At 69.1% G+C, this 26354-nt stretch carries 25 protein-coding genes and 1 riboswitch; of the genes, 11 read left to right on the top strand and 14 right to left on the bottom strand.

The window, feature by feature from the left end; translation table 11 throughout:
• Positions 1-3 precede the first annotated feature (3 nt).
• Positions 4-777, top strand: a complete 774-nt coding sequence (gene ygiD / locus ASD47_RS15355; RefSeq protein ID WP_056758300.1) for a 4,5-DOPA dioxygenase extradiol — start codon at positions 4-6, stop codon at positions 775-777.
• Positions 778-1004: 227 nt separating this feature from the next.
• Positions 1005-1736, top strand: coding sequence for a glutathione S-transferase (locus ASD47_RS15350; RefSeq protein ID WP_056758296.1), 732 nt, complete (start codon positions 1005-1007; stop codon positions 1734-1736).
• Positions 1737-1804: 68 nt separating this feature from the next.
• Here ASD47_RS15350 and ASD47_RS15345 read toward each other — a convergent pair whose 3' ends face one another.
• Both ASD47_RS15345 and ASD47_RS15340 read right to left on the bottom strand, forming a co-directional pair.
• Positions 1805-2266, bottom strand: a complete 462-nt coding sequence (locus ASD47_RS15345) for a DUF2147 domain-containing protein (RefSeq protein WP_056758293.1) — start codon at positions 2264-2266, stop codon at positions 1805-1807.
• Positions 2267-2329: 63 nt separating this feature from the next.
• On the bottom strand, positions 2330-3025 hold the full coding sequence (locus ASD47_RS15340) for a DJ-1/PfpI family protein (RefSeq protein WP_082564634.1): 696 nt from the start codon (positions 3023-3025) through the stop codon (positions 2330-2332).
• A gap of 96 nt (positions 3026-3121) precedes the next feature.
• Here ASD47_RS15340 and ASD47_RS15335 point away from each other — a divergent pair, with 96 nt between their 5' ends.
• Positions 3122-4087: a GlxA family transcriptional regulator gene (locus ASD47_RS15335; protein ID WP_056758290.1), complete on the top strand. Its 966-nt coding sequence runs from the start codon at positions 3122-3124 to the stop codon at positions 4085-4087.
• Positions 4088-4193: 106 nt separating this feature from the next.
• Positions 4194-4853: an outer membrane protein gene (locus tag ASD47_RS15330; protein WP_056758287.1), complete on the top strand. Its 660-nt coding sequence runs from the start codon at positions 4194-4196 to the stop codon at positions 4851-4853.
• Here the strand turns inward: ASD47_RS15330 and ASD47_RS15325 are convergent.
• Together ASD47_RS15325 and ASD47_RS15320 are read right to left on the bottom strand one after the other, a co-directional pair.
• Positions 4850-5791 carry an IS481 family transposase gene (locus ASD47_RS15325; protein WP_056758285.1) on the bottom strand — a complete coding sequence of 314 codons (942 nt, stop codon included), beginning with the start codon at positions 5789-5791 and terminating at the stop codon, positions 4850-4852. The genes ASD47_RS15330 and ASD47_RS15325 overlap by 4 nt on opposite strands.
• A gap of 157 nt (positions 5792-5948) precedes the next feature.
• The gene (locus ASD47_RS15320; protein WP_056758283.1) at positions 5949-6512 is read right to left on the bottom strand and encodes a DUF1003 domain-containing protein; all 564 of its coding nucleotides are present in this window, start codon (positions 6510-6512) and stop codon (positions 5949-5951) included.
• 142 nt (positions 6513-6654) lie between these two features.
• Between ASD47_RS15320 and ASD47_RS15315 the strand changes: the two genes are divergently transcribed.
• Together ASD47_RS15315 and ASD47_RS15310 are read left to right on the top strand one after the other, a co-directional pair.
• Positions 6655-6834, top strand: coding sequence for a DUF1508 domain-containing protein (locus ASD47_RS15315; RefSeq protein ID WP_056758280.1), 180 nt, complete (start codon positions 6655-6657; stop codon positions 6832-6834).
• 119 nt (positions 6835-6953) lie between these two features.
• Entirely contained in the window at positions 6954-7763 is an 810-nt protein-coding gene (locus tag ASD47_RS15310) for an SDR family oxidoreductase (RefSeq protein WP_056758278.1), read from the top strand.
• On the opposite strand, the gene ASD47_RS15305 is transcribed toward ASD47_RS15310, so the two are convergent.
• The 3 genes from ASD47_RS15305 to ASD47_RS15295 form a co-directional block, all read right to left on the bottom strand.
• A complete protein-coding gene (locus tag ASD47_RS15305) occupies positions 7720-8841 on the bottom strand; it encodes a cell wall hydrolase (RefSeq protein ID WP_056758275.1) in 1122 nt (373 codons plus the stop codon). The two genes, ASD47_RS15310 and ASD47_RS15305, sit on opposite strands and share 44 nt — an antisense overlap.
• 576 nt (positions 8842-9417) lie before the next feature.
• Entirely contained in the window at positions 9418-10020 is a 603-nt protein-coding gene (locus tag ASD47_RS15300; RefSeq protein WP_156402262.1) for a hypothetical protein, read from the bottom strand.
• Between the two features lie 235 nt (positions 10021-10255).
• Positions 10256-11875, bottom strand: coding sequence for a HAMP domain-containing sensor histidine kinase (locus tag ASD47_RS15295; RefSeq protein WP_056758268.1), 1620 nt, complete (start codon positions 11873-11875; stop codon positions 10256-10258).
• A 182-nt stretch (positions 11876-12057) separates the two neighbouring features.
• A riboswitch (cobalamin riboswitch) is annotated at positions 12058-12288 on the top strand.
• 119 nt (positions 12289-12407) lie between these two features.
• On the opposite strand from ASD47_RS15295, the gene metE reads away from it, so the two are divergent.
• On the top strand, positions 12408-14750 hold the full coding sequence (gene metE / locus ASD47_RS15290) for a 5-methyltetrahydropteroyltriglutamate--homocysteine S-methyltransferase (protein ID WP_056758265.1): 2343 nt from the start codon (positions 12408-12410) through the stop codon (positions 14748-14750).
• A 237-nt stretch (positions 14751-14987) separates the two neighbouring features.
• On the opposite strand, the gene ASD47_RS15285 is transcribed toward metE, so the two are convergent.
• Both ASD47_RS15285 and ASD47_RS15280 read right to left on the bottom strand, forming a co-directional pair.
• The gene (locus ASD47_RS15285; protein ID WP_056758262.1) at positions 14988-15401 is read right to left on the bottom strand and encodes a GFA family protein; all 414 of its coding nucleotides are present in this window, start codon (positions 15399-15401) and stop codon (positions 14988-14990) included.
• Positions 15402-15503: 102 nt separating this feature from the next.
• Entirely contained in the window at positions 15504-15956 is a 453-nt protein-coding gene (locus ASD47_RS15280) for an Lrp/AsnC family transcriptional regulator (RefSeq protein WP_235525898.1), read from the bottom strand.
• Positions 15957-16048: 92 nt separating this feature from the next.
• Between ASD47_RS15280 and ASD47_RS15275 the strand changes: the two genes are divergently transcribed.
• The 3 genes from ASD47_RS15275 (at position 16049) to ASD47_RS15265 (ending at position 20341) form a co-directional block, all read left to right on the top strand.
• The gene (locus ASD47_RS15275) at positions 16049-17461 is read left to right on the top strand and encodes an FAD-binding oxidoreductase (protein WP_056759039.1); all 1413 of its coding nucleotides are present in this window, start codon (positions 16049-16051) and stop codon (positions 17459-17461) included.
• Positions 17462-17631: 170 nt separating this feature from the next.
• The gene (locus ASD47_RS15270) at positions 17632-19152 is read left to right on the top strand and encodes an aldehyde dehydrogenase family protein (protein ID WP_056758256.1); all 1521 of its coding nucleotides are present in this window, start codon (positions 17632-17634) and stop codon (positions 19150-19152) included.
• A 169-nt stretch (positions 19153-19321) separates the two neighbouring features.
• Positions 19322-20341, top strand: a complete 1020-nt coding sequence (locus tag ASD47_RS15265) for a 2-oxoadipate dioxygenase/decarboxylase family protein (RefSeq protein WP_056758253.1) — start codon at positions 19322-19324, stop codon at positions 20339-20341.
• A 72-nt stretch (positions 20342-20413) separates the two neighbouring features.
• On the opposite strand, the gene ASD47_RS15260 is transcribed toward ASD47_RS15265, so the two are convergent.
• The 3 genes from ASD47_RS15260 to ASD47_RS15250 all read right to left on the bottom strand — a co-directional run bounded on the left by ASD47_RS15260 (position 20414) and on the right by ASD47_RS15250 (position 23405).
• Entirely contained in the window at positions 20414-21664 is a 1251-nt protein-coding gene (locus tag ASD47_RS15260) for a hypothetical protein (protein WP_056758250.1), read from the bottom strand.
• 370 nt (positions 21665-22034) lie between these two features.
• Positions 22035-22634 (bottom strand): NAD(P)H:quinone oxidoreductase, encoded by a 600-nt coding sequence (gene wrbA, locus ASD47_RS15255; RefSeq protein ID WP_056758247.1) that lies wholly within the window; start codon positions 22632-22634, stop codon positions 22035-22037.
• A 72-nt stretch (positions 22635-22706) separates the two neighbouring features.
• Positions 22707-23405, bottom strand: coding sequence for a pirin family protein (locus ASD47_RS15250; RefSeq protein WP_056758244.1), 699 nt, complete (start codon positions 23403-23405; stop codon positions 22707-22709).
• 127 nt (positions 23406-23532) lie between these two features.
• Between ASD47_RS15250 and ASD47_RS15245 the strand changes: the two genes are divergently transcribed.
• Positions 23533-24441: a LysR family transcriptional regulator gene (locus tag ASD47_RS15245; protein ID WP_056758241.1), complete on the top strand. Its 909-nt coding sequence runs from the start codon at positions 23533-23535 to the stop codon at positions 24439-24441.
• Between the two features lie 99 nt (positions 24442-24540).
• Here ASD47_RS15245 and ASD47_RS26685 read toward each other — a convergent pair whose 3' ends face one another.
• On the bottom strand, positions 24541-24666 hold the full coding sequence (locus ASD47_RS26685) for a hypothetical protein (protein WP_007667460.1): 126 nt from the start codon (positions 24664-24666) through the stop codon (positions 24541-24543).
• Between the two features lie 137 nt (positions 24667-24803).
• Positions 24804-26228, bottom strand: coding sequence for a protein adenylyltransferase SelO (locus tag ASD47_RS15240; protein WP_056758239.1), 1425 nt, complete (start codon positions 26226-26228; stop codon positions 24804-24806).
• Between the last annotated feature and the right edge of the window lie 126 nt (positions 26229-26354).

Here is a 26354-nt window from a genome sequence, read left to right as displayed (position 1 = left end):
GCCATGAGCGCCCGCCTGCCCGTCCTGTTCCTCGGCCACGGCTCCCCGATGAACGCCATCGAGGACAACGCCTGGAGCCGCGCCTGGGCGGCGCTCGGGACCGAGCTGCCGCGCCCGAAGGCGGTGCTGATGGTCAGCGCCCACTGGGAGACGCGGGGGGCCAGCGCGGTCAGCGCGTCGGACCGTCCCGAGACGATCCACGACTTTGGCGGCTTCCCCCAGGCGCTGTTCGACGTGCGCTATGACGCGCCTGGAGACCCCGCCCTGGCCGAACGGGTGGCGCAGCTGCTGTCGCCCGATCCTGTCGTCCAGCATCCGACCCGCGGCCTGGACCATGGGGCCTGGGGCGTGCTGCGGCCGATGTATCCGGACGCCGACGTGCCGGTGGTGCAGCTGAGCCTGGACCGCGGCCGCCCCGACCGCTGGCACTACGAAGCAGGCCGACGCCTGGCCGCCCTGCGCGACGAGGGCGTGCTGATCGTCGGCAGCGGCGACATCGTCCACAACCTGCGCGCCGTGAACTTCCGCACCGGCGAGACGCCCGACTGGGCCCCGCGCTTCAATGAAACGGCCAAGGCCCTGATCGCGGCCGGGGATCACGATCCGCTGATCGACTGGCGCGCCCTGGGCCCAGACGCCGACGCGGCGATCAACAGCGCCGAGCACTACCTGCCCCTGCTCTACGTCCTGGGCGCACAAGCCCCGGGCGAGCCGGTCTCGTTCTTCACCGACGACGTGTTCGCGGCGATTTCGATGACCAGCGTGCGGGTGGGGTGACGGCGTTTATCCACGACCTCTCAAATCCCGCCGTCATTCCGGGCCTTGTGCCCGGAACCCCTGGTTCAGCTGACGGTGAAGCAAAATGGCGCGCTGGCGCGCCACACCCCCTCACCTACGGCGGACAGAGGGGTTCCGGGCACAAGGCCCGGAATGACGGCTGAAAGGGGGGCAAAGCGGTCACGCCGAGCGCGCATCCTTTCCGCCCTCCACCTGTTTCTCCCCACATGACCTACCAACTGCATTACTGGCCCACCATCCAGGGACGCGGCGAGTTCGTGCGGCTGGCGCTGGAGGAGGCCGGCGCGGCCTATGCCGACGTGGCGCGCGGCGACGGCGAAGACGGCGGCGAGCAGGCCCTGATGGAGGACATGGCCGGCCACGACCGTCCGCCCTTCGCCCCGCCCTATCTGGTCGACGGCGACCTGGTGATCGGCCAGACGGCCAATATCCTGCTGCATCTGGGCCTGCGCCACGGACTCGCGCCGCGCGGCGAAGGCGGGCGGCTGTGGGTCAACCAGCTGCAACTGACGATCGCCGACCTGGTGGCCGAGGCCCATGACGTCCACCACCCGGTGGGCCTGGGCCTCTACTACGAGGACCAGAAGGCCGAGGCCGCCCGGCGGGCCGAGGAGTTCCGCACCCACCGGATGAGGAAGTTCCTCGGCTGGTTCGAGACGGTGCTCGCGCGGGCGCCGCCAAAAACCGAGGGGGGAGGGGGCTGGCTGACCGGCCAGGCTCCCACCTACGCCGACCTGTCGCTGTTCCAGGCGGTGGAGGGCCTGCGCTACGCCTTTCCGAACGCCATGAAGCGGCTGGAGCCGAAGCTGCCGCGGGTGATCGCCGTCCGCGACGCGGTGGCGGAACGGCCGAATGTCGCGGCCTACCTGGCGTCGGAGCGGCGGATCCCCTTCAGCACCGAGGGGATCTTCCGGCGCTATCCGGAGCTGGACCCGTAGGTCCCGTCTTCCTCGGACTTGTTCCGGGGATGAGGGCTTAGGAGGCGGATCGTGGGTGGGAGCCGCCTCTAGCTCGACGGCGTCCCGCGCGCCGCCACGTCCACCCGCCGCCAGGTCTGCGACTTGCACAGGAAGCCGCCAATCAGGCAGCCCTTGGCCTTCATGGTGGTGGCGTCGGGAAAGTCGGCGGTGCCGTTGAAGTTCATGTTGAGGTCGGGGACGAACACCTTGCCCTTCCAGCTGCCGTTCTTCTGCAGCTGGAAATCGCGCAGCAGCTGCAAGCCGACCAGGTCGGGCGTCCCGCCCTTCCGGGCGTCGGCCTTGGCGTCGTCGTTGGCCCAGACCACGACGCCGCAGGCGCGACCGCCGCCGCAGGGCTTGATCTCGACATGGACGCTGTTCTTGGGATTGCGCCAGACGCCGTAGGTGAACGGCGCGTCCTGGGCCGAGGCCGGCGAAACGGCCGCCAAACCAGCCGCCAGACTGGCGGCCGCGGTCAGTCCGACGAGAAACGACTTGATCCGACGCATTCACGATCTCTCCGCTTGAGAGCGTTGTGAGGCAGGTTCGTGTCCGGATCAAGTCGGCCGGGTCTATTGAACCCGCAACGCCTCCCCCGCCCTGCGCGCCGCCGCCCACCGCTCGTCCATGCCGCGGTCATAGATCGCCTGGACGCGCTCCAGCACGGCTGGCGGGGCGGTCTCGGGGCGGCCGGCGTGGAACGGCGGATCAGGGGCGTATTCCACCGCCAGCTGGACGGCCTGGGCGGTCTCCGCGCCGGCGATCTCGGCCACGACCGTTAGGGCGAAGTCGATACCGGCCGTCACCCCGCCGCCCGTGAAGACATTGCCGTCGCGCACCACCCGGGCCGGATCCGGCGTCGCGCCGAACAGGGCCAGTTGGTCGCGCCAGGCCCAGTGGCAGGCCGCCTTTCTCCCCTGCAGCAGCCCGGCCGCGCCCAGCAGCAGCGAGCCGGTGCAGACCGAGGTGACGTAGCGCGCGCCGGCCGCCAACCGCCGCAACGCCTTCAGATAGGCCTCGTCGGCCATCGCCTGGGTCACGCCGAAGCCGCCCGGCACGCACAGCAGGTCGCAATGCTCGATATCGGCCAGCCGCGCCACGCGGGAAAACACCAGGCCTTCGGCCTCGATCTCGCCGCCCGCCTGGCTGGCGATCACCACCCGGGCGCCGGGCAGGCGGCTGAGGATCTGGTGCGGGCCGGTGAAGTCCAGGTGGGTGACATCGGGAAACAGGGCGAACACGATGTGGAACGGCGGCGGTTTCGGCATAGGAGCCCTCCTGTTGACGCCGCAGCATCGCCCGCCTAGCGTTCGGCATAAATGACATAGTTCCCTCGAAATCCGCCAATCCCGAAAGACGACGCCATGACTCGCGACATCGGCTTTCTGATCTTCCCGGACTTCCAGTTACTGGACGCGGCGGGACCGATCGCGGCGTTCGAGATCGCCGAACGGTTCGCGCCCGGCGCCTATCGCCTGCATGTCCTGGCCCGTGAGCCAGGAAGGGTGGCCAGTTCGTCTGGAGCGGCGATGTATGCCGGGGCCTTGGAAGACGCGCCGCCGCTGGACACTCTGATCGTCTCGGGCGGCGAGGGAACGCGGTCGCCGGCGATCTGCGAGGCGACCCTGGCCTTCGCCCGCGCCACCTTCCGCACCGCCCGTCGCACGGCCAGTGTCTGCTCCGGAGCCTATGTCCTGGCCGCCGCGGGCCTGCTGGATGGTCGCCGGGCGACAACCCACTGGCGGCGTTCCAAAGACTTCCAGCGCCGCTATCCGGCCGTGCGGCTGGAGCCCGACAAGATCTTCGTCCAGGATGGGTCGCTATGGAGCTCGGCGGGCATCACCGCCGGCATCGACATGGCCCTGGCGATGATCGGCGCGGATCTGGGCGAGACGATCGCCCGGGGCGTCGCCCAGCAGTTGGTGGTCTATCACCGCCGGCCGGGCGGCCAGTCCCAGTTCTCGGCCCTGCTGGAAATGCAAGGCGGGCGGTTCGACGACCTGCTGGCCTGGGCGCGCGAGAACCTGGCCCTGCCGCTGACCGTCGACCAGATGGCCGAGCGGGCGGCGATGAGTCCGCGCAACTTCGCCCGGCTGTTCGCCACGGAGACGGGGACCACCCCGGCCAAGGCGGTCGAGCGCCTGCGCGTCGAGGCCGCACGCGCCCTGCTCGACAGCCAGCCCCTGCAGGTCGAGGACGTGGCCCTGGAGACCGGCTTCGGCGACCCGGAACGCATGCGTCGCGCCTTCCTGCGGGCCTTCGGCCAGCCGCCGCAGGCGCTGCGGCGCGCGGCCCGCGGCGCGCAACCGGATGTTGCAGCGGCGCCATAGCGCGCAACAAACAGCAAAGCTTGGACAACCTGAGATTTACGCCGCTGGCGAAGCCCCCTATCGCGACGCGGTCCGATCCCGGACCAGTACCTTTTCGGGGGATTTCATGCGTCTGTTCATCACCACCGCCGTGGCCGCCCTGGCCGTGGCCGGCGCCGCCGCGGCCCAGACCGCCGGCTCGCCGCCCGCCTCGGCCGCGCCCGCCAGCGGCCAGTACATCGCCGTCTCGGGCGGCCTGATCGGCAAGACCGACTACGACTACGGCTTCGCCAACGGCTGGTCGGTGGACGCCGACGTCAAGTCCGGCGCCCAAGGCGCCATCGCCTGGGGTTCGTCGATCGGCGCCAACTGGCGCGGCGAGATCGCCCTGGGCTATCGCAGCCAGAAGGTCGACTCCGCCCTGACCTCCAATGTCGGCGTGTTCGCGGCCAGCGGCGGCAAGGTCAAGGCGCTGAGCGTCGACCTGAACGGCTATTACGACTTCCCCGTCTCGGGCCCGGTGAAGCCCTATCTGGGCGCCGGCGTCGGCGTGGCCCAGGTGAAGATCGACGACGGCCTGCTCGACGACAAGGGCGACGCCCTGACCCTGCAGGCCATGGCCGGCGCCAGCGTCGCGGTCTCGCCGCGCATCTCGCTGTTCGCCGAAGGCCGCTACCAGTACACCGGCTCGATCAAGGTCAAGACCACCAGCCCGGCCGGCGAGCGGCACGAGAAGCTGAACATGACGGCGCCCGGCGCCGTGGTCGGCGCGCGCTTCGCGTTCTAGGTGTCGTTTCCAAGAAGGTTGTTCACACGCTGCCAGGGTGTGAGGCCTTTGATGCCGGAGTGGGGTCGGGCGAGATTGTAGCTGTCTGTCCAGGGCTTGATGGCCTTGGCGCGATCGTCCGAGCAGGCGTAGGGCCGGCCATAGGCCCATTCTCGCAGGCTGGTCTGGATGAAGCGCTCGGCCTTGCCGTTGGTGCGGGGCGTGTAGGGCCGGGTTCGTACGTGCTTGGCGCCGGCGGCCTGCAGGGCCTGGGCGAACAGCTGTGAGCGATAGGCCGAGCCGTTGTCGGTCATCACCCGCTGGACGGCGACGCCATGGGCGGCGAGCCAGGTGATGGCCCGCTGGAGGAAGGCGGTGGCGTCGTGCTGGCCTTCAGACGGCAGGACCTCGGTGTAGGCCAGGCGCGAGGCGTCATCGACGCAGACATGCAGGAAGTCCCAGCCAGCCTTGCGCGAGCGGCCTTTGCGGCGGTCGCCGGTGACGCGATGGCCTTCGACGTTGAATTTGCCCAGCTTCTTGATGTCCAGGTGGATCATCTCGCCGGGCGCGGCGCGCTCATAGCGGACGATCGGCGCCTTCGGATCCAGGGCCGACAGCCTGCCCAGGCCCAGCCGGCGCAGGATCAGCCCCACGGTCGAGCGGGCCAGGCCCAGGGCCCGGGCGATGGCGGGGCCCGTCATGCGCTGACGACGCAGCGCCTCGATCTGGCCGACCACCCCGGCGGAGGTCCTGCGCGGACATCGGCGCGGCGCCGAGCTGCGGTCGTGAAGCCTTCGCTCGCCGCCCCGCCGATGCCGTTGCAACCACTTGCTGGCTGTGCGCCGCGACACGCCCGAGGCTTCGGCGGCCCGCGCCACCGACCAGCCTTGCTGCTCAATACGGGCAATCATCAGGGCTCGACCAACAGGCGTCAGCCGAGCATTCTTGTGGATGTTCATCCGGGGGGACCTCCGGCCAAGGTTGGTGCTTCGCAACCCCAGCTTCTCAGCCGCTCCTCGGGTGAACAACCTTCATAGCTTCGACATCTAGGCCGCGGCGTAAGGCGGGGACAGGCGCATGCGCCTGTCCCCGACCGCGCCCGAACTCAGCCCGACCTCAGCCCCGTTCTTCCGCCATCTTGGCCACCTGGGCCTTGAGGATCTCCAGCGTCTCGGTGTTGCAGCGCAGGATCTCGACCATCTCGGTCTCGCGCAGGGCGTCCAGCTTGTCGTGCAGGCGCATGATCTCCAGTTCGGCGCGCAAGTTGACGACATAGTCGTGCTCGGCGTTCAGCCGGTCCTTCGTGGCCTGGCGGTTCTGGCTCATCATGATCACCGGCGCCTGGATGGCGGCCACGGTCGACAGGATCAGGTTCAGGAAGATGAACGGATAGGGGTCGAACGACAGGTGGAAGGGCTTGAGCCCGACGTTCAGCGCGATCCACAGCGCCAGGCAGGCGCAGAACCCGCCGATGAACGCCCAGGAGCCGCCGATCGCCGCGACCCGGTCGGCCAGCCGGTCCCAGAAGCTTCGGTCATCCACCAGCAGCGCCTTGTTGAGCCCGGTCGGAGCCTCGGCGGCGATCAGGTCGATGACGCTCCTCTGCACCGCCGTCAGGCCGCTATAGGGCGTGGCCAGCAGGTCGCGCGACAGCTGGTCGAGGCGTTGGTCAGGGGTCATGGGGCGCTGGTCCGTGAAGGTTTGTAAAAGATGTGTCCTCCAGATGAATTGTGAAGTCTTGCGCGATTGACGCTCAGCTTTGCCGGAGCGACGCTGCGGGGTCGGTTCGTCGACACAACAAAGAGTCTCAAGGGAGCCCCCCATGGCCCACAAGTTCCAGATCAAGAAGAACAAGGCGGGCGAGTTCGTCGCCTATTTCGTCTACAACAGCGAGACCATCTTCTGGACCGAGGGCTACGCCTCGAAGGCCTCGGCCAAGAACGCGATCGACTCGATCATCAAGAACGGCCCTGGCGCCGAGGTCGACGACCAGACCGACTGAGCCGCTCCAATGCAGCGTCATCCCCCGCGCGAAGCGGGGGATGACGCTATCGCGGGACGCTTGACCCCGCCGCCTTCTCCGGCGTCTGATCGCTGATAACAAACAAGGGGAGGCGCGCCATGACCACCGCTAATGACCGCAAGGCCGTCTTCATCACCGGCGCCGCCAGCGGCATCGGCCTGGCCAGCGCCAAGCGCTTCGCCGCCGAGGGCTGGTTCGTCGGCCTCTCCGACATCGACACGACAGGCCTGAAGGCCGCCCTGGCCGCGGTCGGTCCCGGCAACGGCGCGACCTTCGCCCTGGACGTCCGTGACCGCGCCGCCTGGACGGCCGTCTTGGCCGACTTCTCCGAGCTGACCGAGGGCCGCCTGGACGTATTGCTCAACAACGCCGGCGTGGCCCGGTTCGGGCCGTTCGACAGCCATCAGGACGTCGACATCGACCTGCAGCTGGACATCAATCTCAAGGGCGTGATCAGCGGCGCCCGGGCCGCCCTGCCCTGGTTGAGGGCGACGTCCGGCTCGCGGCTGATCAACATCTCGTCCTGCGCGGGCCTCTACGGCTCGCCTGGCCTGGCGGTCTATTCGGCCACCAAGTTCGCGGTGCGGGGACTCTCAGAGGCCCTGGACATCGAGTGGAAGCCGCATGGCGTCAGTGTCGCCTGCGTGATGCCATGGTTCGTCGAGACGCCGATCCTCAACACCGGCGCGCCCGGCAGCAACCAGAACATGGCCGACGCCCTGCGCGGCGGCGGCCTCCCGGTCTATCTCGTGGAGGACGCCGCCGAGGTGATCTGGCGGGCCGTCCACGGGAAAGAGCTGCACTATTTCGTCGGCAAGCGGGCCCGGCAAATGCGCTTCGCCAGCAACCACATGCCGAGCGTGGTCAGGAAGCAGCTCCGCTCGCGGCCGGTCCTGCAGCAGCCTTGACCGCGTCGCCCGACGGGGACGAGGTCTTGGTCGGGTGCATGGCGGGCGCGGAAGCCGGCTCGGAGACCGGGCCCAGCGGACCGCCCATGCCGCCGGCGACGGTGGCGGGCTTGTCGGACGAGACCACCACGGCGCTGGCCAGCTGGATCGGGGCCGACTTGCCGTCGGCGGACGGCGGCGGCGTCAGGTTGACCAGGGTGATGGTCGGCAGATCGTCGGCCGACGACGGGCGCGGCGTGCGGCTGAAGGCGTCGGGCGCGCCGGAGCGGCCGCCGAAGCGATAGAACACGTGCATGCCCACCTGGGCGACGCGCAGCAGGCGCGGTCCCCAGCCCGGCGCGACGCCGGTGGTGTGGAAGTGGGTGGCGGCCCCGACCTCGGTCATCACCGCGCCGGACAGCGCGCGAGCGGCGACCTTCTGAGCCCGGTTCCAGGCCCCGCGTTCACGCGGCGCGCGCATCGAACCGTTGCAGGCGAAGCTGAACTGGCAACCGCGCGTCGAGGCGCCCTGGAACACCACGCCGCAGATCGATTTCGGGAACGAAGGGTGGCGTACGCGGTTTAGAACCACTTGAGCCACGGCCGCCTGGCCGCTCGGGGTCTCGCCGCGGGCCTCGTAATAGACCGCCTCGGAAAGGCACTCGAGTTCACGCGAGCTTTCCAGAGCGTTTGTCAGGCGAAACGGGGCGACGGCCGGATTGAACGGGCCTCCGAAGCTGGCCCGCAGCAACAGCGGCTGGCGCTGGCTGTCGGATTGCTGGCGCTGTTCGAGGCGCTCGACCAGCAGGGCCGACTGTCGGTCCCGCTGGGCGCCGCCGGCGACGGTGTAGGGATCGTGACGACGGGCGATAGCCAGCGCGCCGGCGTCCATCCGCGACGCGGCCTGATACAGCGCCGCATCGGAGAAGTTCCCCTCGGCGCCGTCGGCCAGGCGAGATACGCGTGCGTGCTGACTAGCGGCCTGGGCCATGCCCCCCGCAAGGTAAACGCCGCCGAGGGCCAGACCCGTGGCCGACCCAACCAATACGGCGCCGATCAGCGCGCGCGCGTCTGCGCACGTCTGCGACTTGATATTCAAAACTCGTGTCCTGCGCGGCGAGGGCGGTCCGCCCCCCGACAAAAACGCCTTCAGAGACCCGGAAAAAGCACTGTCGGGCAGCTCTGAAAGCGGAGGTTCGGCCGGTTCACGATCGTGGCCGAAGTCCTGCTTATGACCGCCTTATGACGCATCCGGCCACGAGTCGCAAGCGCACGCGGCGCCGCAGCCTGAATTTTGGCCGCCCGCGCGACAGATGGATTGGTTAATTGTTTGATTCTAACGAAAAAACGCGACAGTCCCGAAATTCCGGTCCGCGACGAATATTCACCTCCGAGGATAGACTTCCGCCGCGTCGCTCTCAACGGAACCACCGCTCCGGATCGCCGTTACTCTACCGCACAGGTGTAATTGTCCTGGAGGACATAATGACTGCTCTGCGCTGGGTTCCGCTATGGGTTGCGACGGCGTTAAGCCTGTCGGCCTGCGGACACGACATGGAGCAACGCGCAGCCAGTGGCGCGCTGGCTGGAGCGGTGGTGGCGGGCCCCGTGGGCGCGGTGGTCGGAGCCAGCGCGGGGGCCGTGGTCAACACGGTAGCGAAGTAGGGCGGGCTGCTCAGAACCGCTTCACGCAGGTGACGCCGGCGCGCACATTTTGATCGTCTCCGCGGGCGTCCGCATCCCCGGTCATCCTCAGGCGGCAGCCCTTCTCGGGACGGCGCACCAGATAGGGCGTGGGATCCTTCGCGAAGCGGCCGGAAGGGTCCAGATTCAGCCGTGCGGTGGCCGGTGCGACGCCAGCCCAGCGCTCCGCCTCGCAACGTTCGCGCTCCTGTCGCGAGAACGTCGGCCGATTGCAGCCGCCCAGCCCGCGGAGGGCTTCCCGCCCACTCGCGGCAAGACCACCCGCGCCCTGCGCGGCCGCTTCGGGCGCGGCCCCTTCGAGCCCGACGTCAGCGACCGCGGTCCCTTTCGGCCTGGAAGGCGCGATGTTCGACATGGACGACAAGGACGATCCGGGCGGGATCGGAAGCGCGTCGCTGGTCCGCGCCACGACACGGCGGCGAACCGGACGAGGCGTCTCGCGATCTCGGTCCAATCTTGAGGGCGTGATCAGGACGACCTGGAGAGGCGGCGGCTGATCGTAGGCGGGCATGTCCCGCGCGGCGTAATGCAGGAGACAGGCGAGCAGAACGGCGTGCAGCAGGGCGGAAGCCACGAACCCGGCGACGCGCCAAGTTCCGTCCCGGCCCGCTTGGCCTCCTCGCGTCATGTTCCCGCGCCCCCACCCGACGCGCGTACTCCGCTGGAAGTTGCAGGCCGAAGTATGGCCCGTTCATGGCCCCACCGGAGCGCGGCCGGGTGACGATGCGACCGCAGACGCCGCGCTCATGTCGATCCCGGATCTTCGCGCCGCGGCTGTCCGGAGCGGCCGCGAAAATGGAACGAAAGCCCTAAGCCGACCTTAAGCGCCGGAGCCGCGGCGTCGCCGGCCCGGTCGCCTCGACCTCGGCCTTGGGAACCGGGACCGTGATCTCGACCGTGAAACGGCTGCCCTGGCCTAAGGTGCTCTCGACCCCGATTTCGCCCTGCATCAAGGTGACGATCTGCCGGCTGATGCTCAGCCCCAGGCCCGTGCCCTCGTTTCGGTCCGCCGCGTCGCCCGCCTGCTCGAACGGACGGAAGACGCCGTCCAGCTGGTCCGGCGCGATCCCGACACCGGTGTCGTCGACGGCGAAACGCAGGCGCGCGGTTTCCCCCATGGCTTCGACGAGACTGACCCGCAGGTCGACCCGACCGCTGGCGGTGAACTTGATCGCATTGCCCAGCAGGTTGATCAGGATCTGCCGAACCCGCTTTTCATCCGCCTCGACTCGCCGCGGGACGTCCGGATCCAAGCCGACGGCGAAGTCCAGGCCTTTGTCACGCGCCGGCAACCGGAACATCTCGCCCGCGCCCGCGACGCAATCATGCAGGTCGAAGGGCGCGACCAGCAGCTCGAACTTGCCGGCCTCGATCTTGGCCACGTCCAGGATGTCGCTGATCACGGCCAGCAGGTGCTCGCCGCTGGCCTGCACCGTCTTGACCGCCGCGCGCTGCTTGGCGTCCAGCGCGGTGCGCTCCAGCCAGTAGGCGTAGCCGATGATGGCGTTGAGCGGCGTGCGCAGTTCGTGGCTCATATTGCCGAGGAATCGCGACTTGGCGCTGCTGGCGGCCTGGGCGGCGGCGTGGGCCTCGGCCAGCCGGCCGGCCTCCTCCGCTTGACGACGCCTCCGGGCCTCGTAGTCGCCGCGCATGTGCAGGAAGCGCCAGACCAGGAAGCCCGCCGACAGCACCAGCCAGAGCCCGAGGATGACAAGGTAGAACTGCTCGGTCGAAAGGTACGATCCTTCGAAGGTCAAGTCGTCGACCAAGATCGCCAGATGGCCGACCTTGGCGCCGCTGGTGGAGATGGCCACGGAACGGACCGTCTCGAGGTTCGGCGCGGCCTCGGCGGTCGAAAGGCCGTGGCTGGCCACCCACCATTCCTCCGGCGCCAGCTGGTTCAGCGGCAGGCGCACTTCGTTACGGCCCTGGACGACAGGGATGTCCATCGCCAAGGGCATCTGCTCGCCCTTCAGTTTTGCCTGTACGGCCGCATTCGGCGAGGTCTTCACGACCAGCCTCAGGCGGTCGCCCTGCCCCTGGTAGGAAAAGCGCAGGACGATGGTCTGGAAGCGCGAGAGGTCCAGGCCGTCGGTCTGGCCCCCGACGTCCAGCGCCAGACCGTAGCCGCAATAGGGATAGGCCGCGTCCTGGCGGATGTCGCACGACCAGGACAGGGGCTTGCGCGGATCGACGGAGACGATGGTGCGCCCGCCGTTTTCAGCGTCGGAATAGCCGTAGGTCGCGAACCGGCCCGACTGTGAGGACAGGACCAGGGTCTGGCTGGTGATGGCGCTCTTGCCCAGCACAGCGGCGAACGACACGGCCACCAGCAGGAAGATCGCGGCTTCCAGGCGCAGATCACCGTAACCCCGCCACGGCTTGCGAGCGCCTTGGGCGGCGACGCCGAGATCCGTTGGTTGCCGCAAGACGCCCTCCCCTTCCCCGCGCTCGCAAGGAAGCCCACACACCAAAGGGCAGCCTTAGGGGAAGCATCGTTTCCCGCAGGTTTAAGGATCGCCGGGTGCGACATTTTGTTAGGGCGGCGCCGGCCCCTCGAAATCACATAAAGATATCCTTATGTCCCTCTTGACGCCGGGCGGGAACGCGCGCCTTCTGGGCGGGTCGTGGTCTGCGGGCGTTCGCGCGTCCGCAGCTAAGAGGGAAGTCGGTGAGGGTCTTGAAAGCCCGAATCCGGCGCTGCCCCCGCAACTGTGAGCGGCGAGCCGCTGTCCGATACGTGTCACTGACGCGCCGAGCTGGATCGGTGGCGTGTCGGGAAGGCCAGGACAGGGGCGCTGACCCGTGAGCCAGGAGACCTGCCCCGACAGATAACGTCCTCCGGCGGGGTGTCCGGTCTGGTCGCATGCCAAGGCGTGACCGGACCCCATGGCCCGTGCGCGTCCCCTCGCGCGCGTCCCGACCCGCCTCCGCCATCACACCGGCAGAGGCTTTTCGAACATGACCGTCACCGTCGCCACCCTGGGCTTTCCCCGCATCGGACCGCACCGCGAACTGAAGTTCGCGCTTGAGAACCATTGGGCGGGCAAGACCAACGCCCAGGCGCTGCTCGCCACGGCCGCCGCCCTGCGCGCCGGCGCCTGGACCCGCCAGGCCGCCCTCGGCGTGGTCCATGTGCCCAGCAACGACTTCTCGCTCTACGACCATGTGCTGGACACCAGCGTCATGGTCGGGGCCATTCCGGCGATCTACGGCTGGACAGGCGGCCCGACCGACACCGCCGGCTACTTCACCATGGCGCGCGGCGCGCAAGGCGGCGCGACCGAGGCGGCCTGCGCCCACGGTCACGCGCATCACCAGGGTTCCGGCTTGCCGGCCCTGGAGATGACCAAGTGGTTCGACACCAACTACCATTACCTGGCCCCGGAGGTGTCGCGCGACCAGGCCTTCGCCCTGACCTCCACCAAGCCGATCGACGAGTTCCTGGAGGCCCGGGCGCTGGGCGTCCACACCCGCCCGGTGCTGCTGGGCCCGGTCACCTTCCTCAAGCTGGCCAAGACCAGGGACGAGGACTTCTCGCCGCTGTCGCTGCTGTCGGCCCTGGTCCCGGTCTATGCCGAGATCCTGGTCCGGCTCCAGCAGGCCGGCGCCGACTGGGTGCAGATGGACGAGCCCTGCCTGGCGCTGGATCTGACCGACTTCGAGCGCGGCGAGCTGCGCCGCGCCTATGGCGCCCTGACCCATGCCGCGCCCGGCCTGCGCCTGATGCTGACCAGCTATTTCGGCGCCTATGGCGACAACCTGGCCACGGCGGTGAACCTGCCGGTCGACGGCGTCCACGTCGATCTGGCGCGCGCGCCAGAAGAGCTCGACGCGGTCCTGGCCCTGGCGCCCGAAAGCCTGGTGCTGTCGCTGGGGGTGATCGACGGCCGCAACGTCTGGCGGGCCGACCTGCCGGCCCTGCTCGATCGCCTGGACCCGATCGTCTCGCGGCGCGGCGGCGACCGGGTGATCCTGGCGCCGTCCTGCTCGCTGCTGCACGCGCCGATCGACCTGGACCTGGAGACGGCGATCGATCCGGAGGTCCGCCAGTGGCTGGCGTTCGGCGTCCAGAAGATCGAGGAGCTGGTGGTGCTGGCCACGGCGCTGAACCGGGGCCGGGCCGCGGTGGCGTCCCAACTGGCCGCCAGCGCGGAGGCGGCAAAGGCGCGGCGCGCCTCGCCCAGGATCCACGACGCGGCGGTGGCCGCGCGCCTGGCCGCCACCACGCCGGACATGGCCCGGCGCCGCTCGCCGTTCGGCCGTCGGCAAGCGGTGCAGATCGCGCGCCTGGACCTGCCGGCCTTCCCCACCACCACCATCGGCTCGTTCCCCCAGACCGAGGCGGTGCGCCAGGCGCGCTCGGCCCACGGCAAGGGCCAGCTGAGCGACGTGGACTACACGGCGTTCCTGCGCGCCGAGACCGCCCGCACTGTCGCCTGGCAGGCCGAGATCGGGCTGGACGTGCTGGTCCACGGCGAGTTCGAGCGCAACGACATGGTGCAGTATTTCGGCGAGCAGCTGTCGGGCTTCGCCTTCACCCGCCACGGCTGGGTGCAGTCCTACGGCTCGCGCTGCGTGCGGCCGCCGATCCTGTTCGGCGACGTCTCGCGCCCGGCCCCGATGACCGTGGACTGGTGGGCCTACGCCCAGTCCCTGACCGACCGGCCGGTGAAGGGCATGCTGACCGGCCCGGTGACCATCCTGAACTGGTCGTTCGTGCGGGACGACCTCCCCCGGTCCGTGGCCTGCCGCCAGATCGCCCTGGCCATCCGCGACGAGGTGGCCGACCTGGAAGCGGCCGGGGCCAAGGTCATCCAGATCGACGAGGCGGCCCTGCGCGAAGGCCTGCCCCTGCGCCGGGGCGACTGGGCGGCCTATCTGGACTGGGCGGTCGACTGCTTCCGCCTGGCGGCGTCGGGGGTGGCCGACCACACCCAGATCCACACCCACATGTGCTATTCGGAGTTCAACGACATCATCGCCGCGATCGGGGCGATGGACGCCGACGTCATCTCCATCGAGACCGCCCGCTCGAAGATGGAACTGCTGGACGCCTTCGAGGCCTACGCCTATCCGGCGCAGATCGGTCCAGGCGTCTACGACATCCACTCGCCGCGCGTGCCCGCCGTCGGGGAGATCACCGACCTGCTGAAGGCCGCCGAGGCGCGGCTGTCGGCCGGCCAGCTGTGGGTCAATCCCGACTGCGGCCTGAAGACCCGCCAGTGGCCCGAGACGCAGGCCGCCCTGGCCAACATGGTCGAGGCGGCGCGGATCGTCCGCCGGTCCGTCGTTCCGGCCTGACGGCGGCGGGAACCTCTGCTCGCCAGGCTCAGGATGGCTTGGCGAGCGGGGCCGACCCGCCGCCGGGATTTCGACAAGCCCGGGCGGCGCTGGCATTCTGGCCCGATGACGGAGCTCTTCCGACTTGCCGGCGCGGTGCGGAGAGACCCTGGGGCCGGCCGATGGACGCCGCCGCGCTGAACGCCCTGGTCGCCGCGGCCTACCAGGACGTTCGCGCGCGGCTGCGGTCCGAATAGATCAGTTCGGCATGCCGTCGAACTGCGGCAGGTCCAGCGGCCTGTTCCAGTCCAGCCGGCGCGCGGTGAACATCTCCAGCTTGGGCGCGATCAGGTCCGGCCGATCCAGGCTGCCCAGTTGGACGAAGACCGCGCCGGGAAAGCCGTCGAGATTGCTGGTGAAGACCCGTGACCCGCAGTCCGGACAGAAGTTCCGATCCAGCCCGTTGCCGGAATTGGCGACATAGTGGAACGCCTTGGGCTGGCCGCTGAGCAGGTCGAAGTCGTCGGCCGGCACCGCGAAGAAGGTCGCCATCTCGCCGCCCGAGGCCCGCTTGCAGTCGTTGCAATGGCAGTTGGCGACGAACGTCGGGTCGCTGTCGAACGCGAACTTCACGGCGCCGCAGGCGCATTGGGCCGTATATTTCTTGGGCATTGTCTTCTCCATTCGGTCTGACGAGGAAGGCGAGAAGTCACGCAAGGGGGGAGACGCCCCAGCGGCGATTTTCCATCGCCGTCCGCGTCGCGCAAGCGGGCCTCAGCGATCGAACTTGGTCGACAGGATGATCGACGAGGTCGTGCGCTCGACCCCCGCCACATGGCCGATCCTGTCGAGCACCTCGTCCATCTGCGCGACCGTCGCGGTGGCGGCGATGGCGATCATGTCGTAGTCGCCGCTGACCGAGTGCAGCAGCCGCACCTGCGGGATCGCGCGCAGCGCCGCCTCGACGGCGCGGGCCTCCTTGGGACCGATCTTGATCATCACGTGCACGCGCACCGCGCCATGGGCGTGGTCGGGCGCCAGGCGGGCCGTATAGCCGACGATCACCCCGCTGCGTTCCAGCCGCTCGATCCGGCTTTGCACCGTGGTGCGCGAGCGGCCGACCCGCCGGGCGAGTTCGGCGGTCGAGGCCCGGCCGTTCTCCCGCAAGGCGGCGATCAGCTTCTCGTCGATGGCGTCGATCGTCATTATGTTGGCGGAAGACTGCATTTCGCCGAGATCCTGCCGTCAAACCGACGATCCCGCCACTAGGATTCGACGGAATGGCGGAGATGATGGCCGCCCCTGGAGTTTGCGCTTTCGTGCTGGACCAAGTTCACCAAGACGCCCTGGCCGCCCTGGTCGGTCCCGGCGGCCTGATCCTCGATCCGGCCGACCGCGCCGCCTACGAGACTCCTGCGCGCTACGCCGGCGGGGCGGCGGCGGCGGTCGTCCGCCCGGCGACCACGGCGCAGGTCTCGGCGGTGGTCGGCTATTGCGTGCGCTACGGCCTGAGGTTCGTGCCGCAGGGGGCCAATACCGGCCTGGCCGAGGGCTCGACGCCGGACGCCAGCGGGACGCACCTGGTGCTGTCGCTGGATCGCCTGGCCGGGCCGCTGGAGATCGACGTCGCCGACCGCACGGCCACGGTCGGGGCCGGCGTGCGGCTGTCGGCGCTGAACGCGGCGCTGGAGCCGCATGGCCTGTTCCTGCCCATCGACCTGGGCGCCGATCCCACCCTGGGCGGCATGGCCGCCACCAACACCGGCGGGGCGCGGTTCCTGCGCTATGGCGACATGCGCCGCCACGTCCTGGGCCTGGAAGTGGTGCTGGCCGACGCGGCCGGCACGACGCTCCAGCTCTCGCACGGCCTGCGCAAAGACAACGCCGCCGTCGCCCTGCGCCAGCTGTTCGTCGGCGGTTGTGGCGCGTTTGGGATCATTACCCAGGTGACCGTCGAGGTTCACCACCGCCCCCGCCAGACCGCCGCCGCCCTGCTGGTCCCGCGCGACATCGAGGCGGTCCTGCCGCTGCTGCAGGCGTTCGAGGTCCAGGCCGGCTCGACCCTGACGGCCTTCGAGGGCCTGTCGAAGGCGGCCATGACCCGGGCCATCGACCACGTGCCGTCGCTGAACAACCCGTTCGCCGGCGGCGTTCCCGACTACGCCGTATTGGTCGAGTTGACCCGAACCTGGGCCCCGCGCGAGGGCGAGGTCTCGCTGGACGAGGTGCTGCAGCAGATCGCCGGCGACTTGCTGGAACGCGACGACGGCCTGCTGGTCGACGCCCTGTTCGGCCCGGTCGAGAAGATGTGGGCCCTGCGCCATTCGCTGTCGGAAGGCCTGCGAGCCAGCGGGCCGGTCGTGGGCTTCGACCTCAGCTTCCGCCGCCGCGACCTGGCCCGCTTCCGCCGCGAGGCCGTGCTGATGCTGGAGGCCGACTTTCCCGACTACGCCCTGTGCGACTTCGGCCACGTGGCCGACGGCGGGGTGCACTTCAACCTGGTCGGCCCGGTCGAGCCGGGGCGGCGCGCGGCCCTCCGCGAAGCGGTGCTGACCCTGGCCGTCGACGGCTTCGGCGCCAGCTTCAGCGGCGAGCACGGCCTGGGCCGGGCGTTCCAGGACGCCTACGACCGCTTCACGCCGCGCCTGGTCCAGGACTATTCGGCGACGGTGGCGGCGGTGTTCGGGACGGGATCGGCGGCGGTTCGGCTGGGGCCGGCTTTGAGATCGTGAGCTTTCCCCTTACCACCGCTCATCCCGGCGAATGCCGGACCCAGATGGAATGGCTTTGAGGTGGGTTCCTCAAACTCAGTGCTGATCCAGCCCCACACACCGCCATGGGATCTGGGTCCCGGCATTCGCCGGGATGAGCGGATCGAAAATAGATTTTCCAGGACTATCTGATGACCACCCTGCCCTCCGCCGTTTCCGAAGCCCGCGCCATCCTGCAGCGCTTGGGCGTCACCACCGCTCTCGACGGTGGAACCCTGGCGGCGCGCTCGCCGGTCACCGGCGAGATCCTGGCCAGCCTCCCCGAGCACACCCCCGCCCGGGCCGCGGCCGCCATCGACGCCGCCCATGGCGCCTATCTCGCCTGGCGCCAGGTCCCCGCCCCGCGCCGCGGCGAGCTGGTCCGCCTGCTGGGCGAGGAACTGCGCGCCGCCAAGGACGACCTCGCCGCCCTGGTCACCCTGGAGGCCGGCAAGGTGATCTCCGAGGGCCTGGGCGAGGTGCAGGAGATGATCGACATCTGCGACTACGCCGTGGGCCTGTCGCGCCAGCTGTTCGGCCTGACGATAGCGAGCGAACGTCCTGATCACCGAATGATGGAGACCTGGCGCCCGCTGGGCGTGGTGGGCGTCATCAGCGCCTTCAACTTCCCGGTCGCCGTCTGGTCGTGGAATGCGGCCCTGGCTTTCGTCTGCGGCGACAGCGTGGTGTGGAAGCCGTCGGAGAAGACCCCGCTGGTCGCCCTGGCCGCCCAGGCCCTGTTCGAGCGCGCCGCCGCGCGGTTCGGTCCGGACGCGCCTTCCGGCCTGTCGACCCTGCTGATCGGCGGCCGCGCGGTCGGCGAGGCGCTGGTCGACCATCCGAAGGTCCCGCTGGTCTCGGCCACCGGCTCGACGGCCATGGGGCGGGCGGTTGGGCCGAGGCTGGCCGCCCGCTTCGCCCGCGCCCTGCTGGAGCTGGGCGGCAACAACGCCGCCATCGTCGCGCCGTCGGCGGACCTGGACCTGACCCTGCGGGGAGTGGCCTTCGCCGCCATGGGCACGGCGGGCCAGCGCTGCACCACCCTGCGCCGGCTGTTCGTGCACGACAGCGTCTATGACACCTTCGTCGACCGGCTGAAGAGCGCCTATCCGTCCGTGCCGGTCGGCGATCCGCGCGCGGCGGGCGTTCTGGTCGGTCCGCTGATCGACAAGGCCGCGTTCGACGCCATGCAGTCGGCCCTGGACGCCGCGCGCGCCGGCGGCGGCCGGGTGGTCGGCGGCGACCGCGTCGAGGTTGGCGGGCCGAACGCCTTCTACGTCGCTCCCGCCCTGGTCGAGATCGACCACCAAGCCGAGATCGTGAAGGCCGAAACCTTCGCCCCGATCCTCTACGTGATGCGCTACACCGAACTGGCCGACGCCATCGCCGCCCAGAACGACGTGGCCCAGGGGCTGTCATCGTCGATCTTCACGCTGAACCTGCGCGAGGCCGAGTTGTTCCTGTCGGCGCAAGGCAGCGATTGCGGCATCGCCAACGTCAATATCGGCCCCTCGGGCGCGGAGATCGGCGGGGCGTTCGGCGGCGAGAAGGAGACCGGCGGCGGCCGTGAAGCCGGCTCCGACAGCTGGAAGGCCTATATGCGCCGCGCCACCAACACCGTGAACTACGGGACCACCCTGCCGCTGGCGCAGGGGGTCACGTTCGACGTCTGATCCTCCTTCAACCGCTCATCCCGGCGAACGCCGGGACCCAGATGGAATGGCTTTGACGCGGGCTCCTCGAGCTCTGAGTTCGTCCAACCCGACACGCCGCTAAGGGATCTGGGTCCCGGCATTCGCCGGGATGAGCGGATCAAATTGGTTTCAAATTCCAGGACCACAAATGTCGCATCTCTCCACCCTCGTCGCCTCGGCCATCGGCCAGAAGGCCGCCGCCACGATCCTCGACGTGCTGGACATCGCTCCGCCCCTGGCGGCCGAGACAGACGGCCCGGTGTCGCGCGCGGTGTTCGCCATGGCGCTGAACGCGGTGCTGTTCCACGACATCATGGGCCGCGTGCCGCTGGGCGCGGCCTATGTGTCCGAGCGCCGCGCGGCGGGCCGCAAGGTGCTGTTCGACCACGGCGCCCTGCGCACGATCGACTTCGGTGACGGCGCCCCGACCGGCGCGTTGCCCGCCGGCCATCTGGCCTTCGCGCGGATCCTCGAGCCGCTGGGCTACGCGGTCGCCGACCTCTATCCGCTGGACCGGCTGAAGATGACCGGCCGGGCCTTCGCCCATCTGGACCATCCCGAGGCGATCCCGCAGTTCTTCGTCAGCGAACTGCATGCCGAGCGTTTCTCGCCGGCCTTTCAGGTGATCGCCCATGCGGTGTTCGACTCCACCGCCGACGTCCTGGGCGTGGAGGCCCAGCGGGCCCTGGCCGCCTTCGCCACCAAGGGGTCCTGCGACCTGGACGCGGCGCGCGCCGCCCTGCCCCAGGTGGTCGCGGCCTTCGAGCGCACCCACGGCGCCCTGCGGCTGGAGCACTACAAGGCCCTGCTGGCTGAGTCGGCCGAGGCCGCCTGGATCGCCACCGAGGGCCAGGCCTTCAACCACGCCACCGACCGGGTCCCCGATGTCGAGGCCGTGGCCGAGGGCCAGAAAGCCCTGGGCCGACCGGTCAAGGACAAGGTCGAGGTCTCGGGCTCGGGCCGCGTACGCCAGACGGCGTTCAAGGCGCAGCCGGTCGAGCGCGTGTTCGTCACCGACGCCGGAGAGGTGACCCTGACCGTCCCCGGCTCGTTCCACGAGTTCATCTCGCGCGACCGGTTCGTGGACGAGGCCGGCGTGAAAAGGCTGGACCTGCGGTTCGACAGTTCGAACGCCCAGGGGATCTTCAAGATGACCCGGACGGGGTGAGCCGGCGCCACGCGCAAGGCGAAGCGGGCGCGGACATGCCGCGCCCGCCGGGCCTCGCGTCGTCGCCCCGCTTTAGTCTTCGGGACCGATGAAGGTGTAGTCGCCCATCGGCACGCGGACCGGCTGGCCTGACGCGAGGGCGTCGAAGTCGCCCACCAGCCGGGCGGCGTGGGGGTGATACGGGTGGCCGACCGGCAGCACCCAGTACTTGTAGAAGGTCACGGACGAGCCCGGCGGCAGCTTGCCGAACCGCACCGCCAGTTCGCCGACGTGATGCGGCGGGGCCTCGACCTCGGCGCTGACCACCTGGTAGTCGGCGGTGATCGCCGCCTCGGTCGACCGCAGCAGGCCGTCGATGGCCAGCGACACCTTGGCGCCCTTGTCCACCTGGTGGCAGTGGGCCTCGAACGCGAAGCGCTCGGCGCTGTCGTCCTGGTTATAGAACTTCAGGAAGGCTTCGCCCGTGCTGGAGACGTCGAGATTGTGCCAGCCGGCCGCGCCGTTGCACTGCAGCCAGGTGGCCGAATCCCAGTTGCCCTGCCCGGCGTTGGGCTTGTTGGCGAAGTATTCCGACGCCGCGGCCGTGATCATGCAGTAGTGGCCCGTGCCGGGGAAGTTGACCCCGAACGCCAGCTTGCTGGCCGACCGGGTTCCCGGGACCAGGGTCTGACCGCCGTTGATGTCGACGAGCGGCGAGCTTTCCAGCTGGTCGTCATAGGTGAAGACCTGGATCCAACTGCTGGGCGGCGGCACGAAGCCGGCGTCGGTATAGTACATCCGCACGGTCGGCTGGGTGATCGGCACGCCGATGTTCAGGCTCTGGGACCGGCCGTAGGCGTAGTTCTTCAACCCCGGCTTCGGCCCCCAGGTGTCCTGGTTCCAGTTGGTGATGATCAGGCGAGGGATCATCGGCGACGAGCCGTTGACCAGCACGTCGGGACTGGAGGTCAGCGTGCCCTGCTTGGGGATCTCGCCGCTGTTGGCCATGTTGCCGCGAACGAACAGGCCGTACCAGCGCGAGAAGGCGAACTGGGCCGCTCGGGTGGCGTCGGACAGGTTGACCCCGATCGCGGCGCTCAGGTCGTTGGCCAGCTGGGTGACCGACATCCGCTGGCCGTCGCTCGGCAGGGCGGCCCAGTAGGTGTCGGCGTACAGGGCGCCGATGATGGCGGCCAGCGATCCCAGGTCGAACGGCGGCTTCCAGTCCAGGTACAGGTTCTGGATCGCGGTGGTCGCGTCGTCGCCATTGGTGAAATACTTCAGGCCCTTGTCCCAGTAGACCTGGGAAATGCCCACGGCGGCGGCATCAGCATCATAAGCCATCGCTTACTCTCCTTTGATGAGTTGGTTGGCGGGCGCGCCCAGACGGCTCCGCCTGACGCATCCCTTTGGTGTAGGAGGGGTTTAAGCTACTTATGATTGCGTAACAGGCGACGACCCATCAGGACGTGCAGAAATGCACCCTCTTGTAACAATTTTTAATATTTCAACCAAAAGGAGAAGCCGCTGCTCCACGACGACGCTGATGCGATCGTCGGCGACTTCGGTGCGCGATAACGAACGTCGCTCCGCCGGGTCGGCCAGCGTTCTTGAAAAACAAAACCGGCCGACTCCGCGGGGAGCCGGCCGGTCGTTGGCGACACGGTTCGTAGGGGGGAGGACGAACCGCGCCGCCAGGACTCGGGTCCGCGATTTAGCCGAACAGCTTGGCCGCCGTCTTTGCGACCAGTTCGCCCTGGTGGCGGGCGCCGGCCAGCTCCAGCTCGCTGGGCTGGCGCGAACCGTCGCCGCCGGCGATGGTGGTGGCGCCGTAGGGCGCGCCGCCGGTGATCTCCTCCAGGGTCATCTGGCCCTGGTGGCTGTAGGGCAGGCCCACGATGGTCATGCCGAAGTGCAGCAGGTTGGTGATGATCGAGAACAGGGTGGTCTCGTTGCCGCCGTGCTGGGTGGCCGACGAGGTGAAGGCGCCGCCCACCTTGCCGTTCAACGCGCCGCGGGCCCACAGGCCGCCGGCCTGGTCGAGGAAGTTGGCCATCTGCGAGGCCATGCGCCCAAAGCGGGTGCCGACGCCGACGATGATGGCGTCGTACTCGGCCAGATCCTCGATCTTGGCGACCGGCGCGGCCTGGTCCAGCTTGTAGTGCGACTTCACCGCGATCTCCTGCGGCACCAGTTCCGGCACGCGCTTGACATCGACGGTCGCGCCGGCGGCGCGGGCGCCTTCGGCGACGGCGTTGGCCATCGTCTCGATGTGGCCGTAGGCGGAATAGTAGAGGACGAGAACCTTGGCCATGACGGCCTCCTTGTGAGTGTTTGGAAGGGGTGGGGACAGGCGCATGCGCCTGTTCCCGTCAGGGGGTGTTGATTAAGCGGCGTCGACGAGCACCAATTCCGCGTCTTCCAACGCTTTCACGCGGATCACGGCCTCGTCTTGAATGGCCGCGCCGTCGCGGGTGTTCAAAGCCACGCCGTTGACCTCGACCTTGCCGGTCGACGGCACCAGATAACCCTTGCGGTCGGCGCCGATGGCGTACTCGGCGGTCTCGCCAGCCTTCAGCGTCGCGCCCAGTACGCGGGCGTCGGTGCGGATCGGCAGGGCGTCCGTATCACCGTCGAAGCCGCTGGCCAGCGCCACGAACTTCCCGCTGCGGTCGCCCTTGGGGAAGGGCTTGGCGCCCCAGGCCGGGCCTTCGCCGCGCTTGTTGGGGATGATCCAGATCTGGAAGATCTTGGTCGTGGTGTTTTCCAGATTGTACTCGGAATGGCGGATGCCGGTGCCAGCGCTCATCACCTGGACGTCGCCCGCCTCGGTGCGGCCCTTGTTGCCCAGGCTGTCCTGGTGGGTGATCGCGCCCTCACGGACATAGGTGATGATCTCCATGTCGGCATGGGGATGGGGCGGAAAGCCCGTGCCGGCCGCGATGGTGTCGTCGTTCCACACCCGCAGGGCGCCGTGATGGACGCGCGAAGGGTCGTGGTAGTCGGCGAACGAGAAGTGGTGCTTGGCGTCCAGCCAACCATGGTTGGCGCCGCCCAGGCTGTCGAAGGTTCGAACGTCGATCATCTCGGTCTCCTGAGAGCATCTTGAAGGAGAAGGCCGGGGCGGCCGTCTCTGTTGAGGGGAAGATGGCCCCTTGCGCTTCGATCCGAAATGGAAATGATCGAAACAAACCGTTTCGGAAATCGCACCCATGAAACTCCCCGACTTCGAGGCCTGGGCGGTGTTCGCCAAGGTGGCTGAGACCGGCTCGTTCGTCGGGACCGCCGAACAGCTGAACCTGTCCAAGGCCACGGTCTCCAAGGCCGTCTCGCGGCTGGAGACGCGGCTTGGGGCGACACTGTTTCATCGCACCTCCCGGCGACTGTCCCTGACCGAGGCCGGCCGCGCCTCGCTGGACCGCGCCGCCCGGATCCTGGCCGAGGGCGAGGCGCTGGAAGCCGAGGCCTCGGCCCAGTCGGCCACCCCGCGCGGCCTGGTGCGAGTGGCCGCGCCGATGTCGTTCGGCATCGCACATCTGGGACCGGCCCTGCCGGAATTCTTCGCCCTCTATCCGGAGGTCTCGGTCGAGCTGTCGCTGTCGGACCAGCTGGTCGACATCGTCGAGGAGGGATTCGACCTGGCCCTGCGGATCTCGGCCCTGGAGGATTCCAGCCTGCTGGCCCGGCGGCTGTGTCCGGTGCGGGTGATGCTGGTCGGCGCGCCGGCCTATTTCGACAAGCATGGCCGGCCCGGCCACCCCAAGGACCTGACGGTCCACCAAGGCCTGTTCTACACCGGCGGCCGTTCGCGGGACGTCTGGCGGTTCGAGCACGCCGAGCACGGACAATATGCGGTCAGCGTGCCCTCGCCCCTGCGGGTCAACAACGCCGACATCCTGCGCCCTTCCCTGCTGGCCGGCCTGGGCCTGGCCATGCAGCCTGACTTCCTGTGCTGGGAGGACGTGAAGAGCGGCTTGCTGGAAGAAGTCCTAACGGATTGGGCCCCGCCTCCGATCGCCTTGCACCTGGTCACCCCGCCCAGCCCGATCCGTCCGGCGAGGGTGGAGGTGCTGATCGCGTTCCTGGCCCGACGGATGGCCAGCGCGCCGTGGTTGGTTTGATGCTCCCCCTCTGGGGGAACTGTCGCGTAAGCGACTGAGGGGGCCAGCGCGGCGGCTCCCCCTCCGGCCCTACGGGCCACCTCCCCCAGAGGGGGAGGATCAAGCCATCTCGTGCTTGTCGCTCAGGCACTCGCCAATGGCGCGGGCGCAGCCCGGCAGGCCCAAGGCGCCGATGAACGACATGGCGACCGCGCAGACCAGCATCACGGGTTGGAAGAAACGCATGCGAAATTCTCCACAGGCCAGTTCGTTCGTGAGGCGAGTTTCAGCCCAGATAAGGCCGAAGCTTGACGTTTGTTCCTACGAACCTCGGATCTACGTCGGAAAAGCTCAGCATGCGGCAGATATGTCTCACCCGTATGTCAGTCTCCCAACGCATAGGCGACACGCGCGGCCTCAATTCGGGCCAGTTTTCCTTCGAGCGGCGCCCAGTCGTCGGCTTGCGCGATCGGCGCCCACAGGGCCTCCACCTCGTCGATCAGCAGCTCCTCGGGCTCCAAGCCGTTGAAAACAGGACTTTCCAGACGTTCGGGACGCTTAGGCTCGAACGCCGACAGCCGGCGGCGGAAGTCGAGAAAGGCTTCCTGGCCGTAGAGGTCCGCGCGCGGACCGGCCAGGGCGCGGGCTTGCGACGCCTCGCCTCCGAACCAATCGAAGAAGAACGGCTCCCAGCGCAGCGATTCGCCGCCGGCGGCCAGGGCCGTGAACGCGGCCTGGACCAGGTCGATATCGTCGTCGGCCGAGCGGCTCGTCAGGCCCAGGCGGTCCAGCATCGCGGCGCGCAGGGCGTCGCGATAGAGACCGGAGAAGCTGTTGAGCGCCGCGATCAGTCCCGCGTCGTCGGTGACCAGGGCCAGGCAGCCGGCCAGCTGCTGCAGGTTCCAGAACACCGCCAACGGCTGGCGGCCGAAGCTGTAGAGGCCCGAGTGGTCGAAATAGGCCGCGGTGAAGTTGGGGTCGTTGCGCGGCAGGAACCGCCAGGGGCCGTAGTCGAAGCTCTCGCCCGTCACGACCATGTTGTCGGTGTTGAGCACTCCGTGCACGAAACCGGCCGCCATCCAGCGGGCCAGCAGGCGGGCGCTGGCGGCGACCGCCTGCTCCAGCAGCACCTTGGGCCGGTCCGGCTGGTCAGCGACCTGCGGGAAATAGGTCTCGACCGCATGGTCGACCAGCACAGTGATATTGTCTCGCCGCTCCAGGAAGGCCTGGCGCTGAAAGGTCCCGAACCGGATGTGGCTGTGGGACAGGCGGGTCAGCACCGCCGAGCGGGTCGGGCTGGGCTCGTCGCCGCGCACCAGGGCTTCGCCCGTCTCGACCAGGGAAAAGGCGCGGGAGGTCGGAACGCCCAGGGCCTCCAGCATCGCGGCCGCCAGGATCTCGCGCACTCCGCCCTTCAGGGTCAGCCGCCCGTCGCCGGCCCGCGACCATGGCGTCTGACCCGAGCCCTTGGTGGCCAGGTCCAGCAGCCGGCCGCTTCCGGCCTCCCGAAGCTGGGCGAACAGGAAACCGCGCCCGTCGCCCAGGTCGGGGTTGTAGCTGCGGAACTGATGGCCGTGATAGCGCATGGCCAGGGGCCCGGGCTGGTTGTCCGGCAGCGGTGCGAAACGGGCGAAGTGAGCCAGCCATTCGGCCTCGGCCAGGTCCTCCAATCCCACGCTGGCCGCCGCGCGGTCGTTGCGGAACCGCAGGCGGGTCTGCGGGAAGGGCGCGGGGGCCACCGGATCGGCGAACTCCGCCCCCAAGCGCATGAAGACCGGATCAGGACGATAGGTGGCGGAGAGGGGCATGGCGGGGACATGAGCCGCCCGGCCGCCCGACGCAAGCGCTCCGCCTCATTTGAAGGCTGACGGAAGGTTGGGGATGCTCGCGTAACGCTGTCGCTTCCGCGCAACAGCCGTTCTCGAACCGTTAAT

The organism is Caulobacter sp. Root1472 (assembly GCF_001426985.1).
Classification (GTDB): domain Bacteria; phylum Pseudomonadota; class Alphaproteobacteria; order Caulobacterales; family Caulobacteraceae; genus Caulobacter; species Caulobacter rhizosphaerae.
Note: the sequence above shows the minus strand (reverse complement) of the source record. Positions and strands in the feature narration are given on the sequence as shown.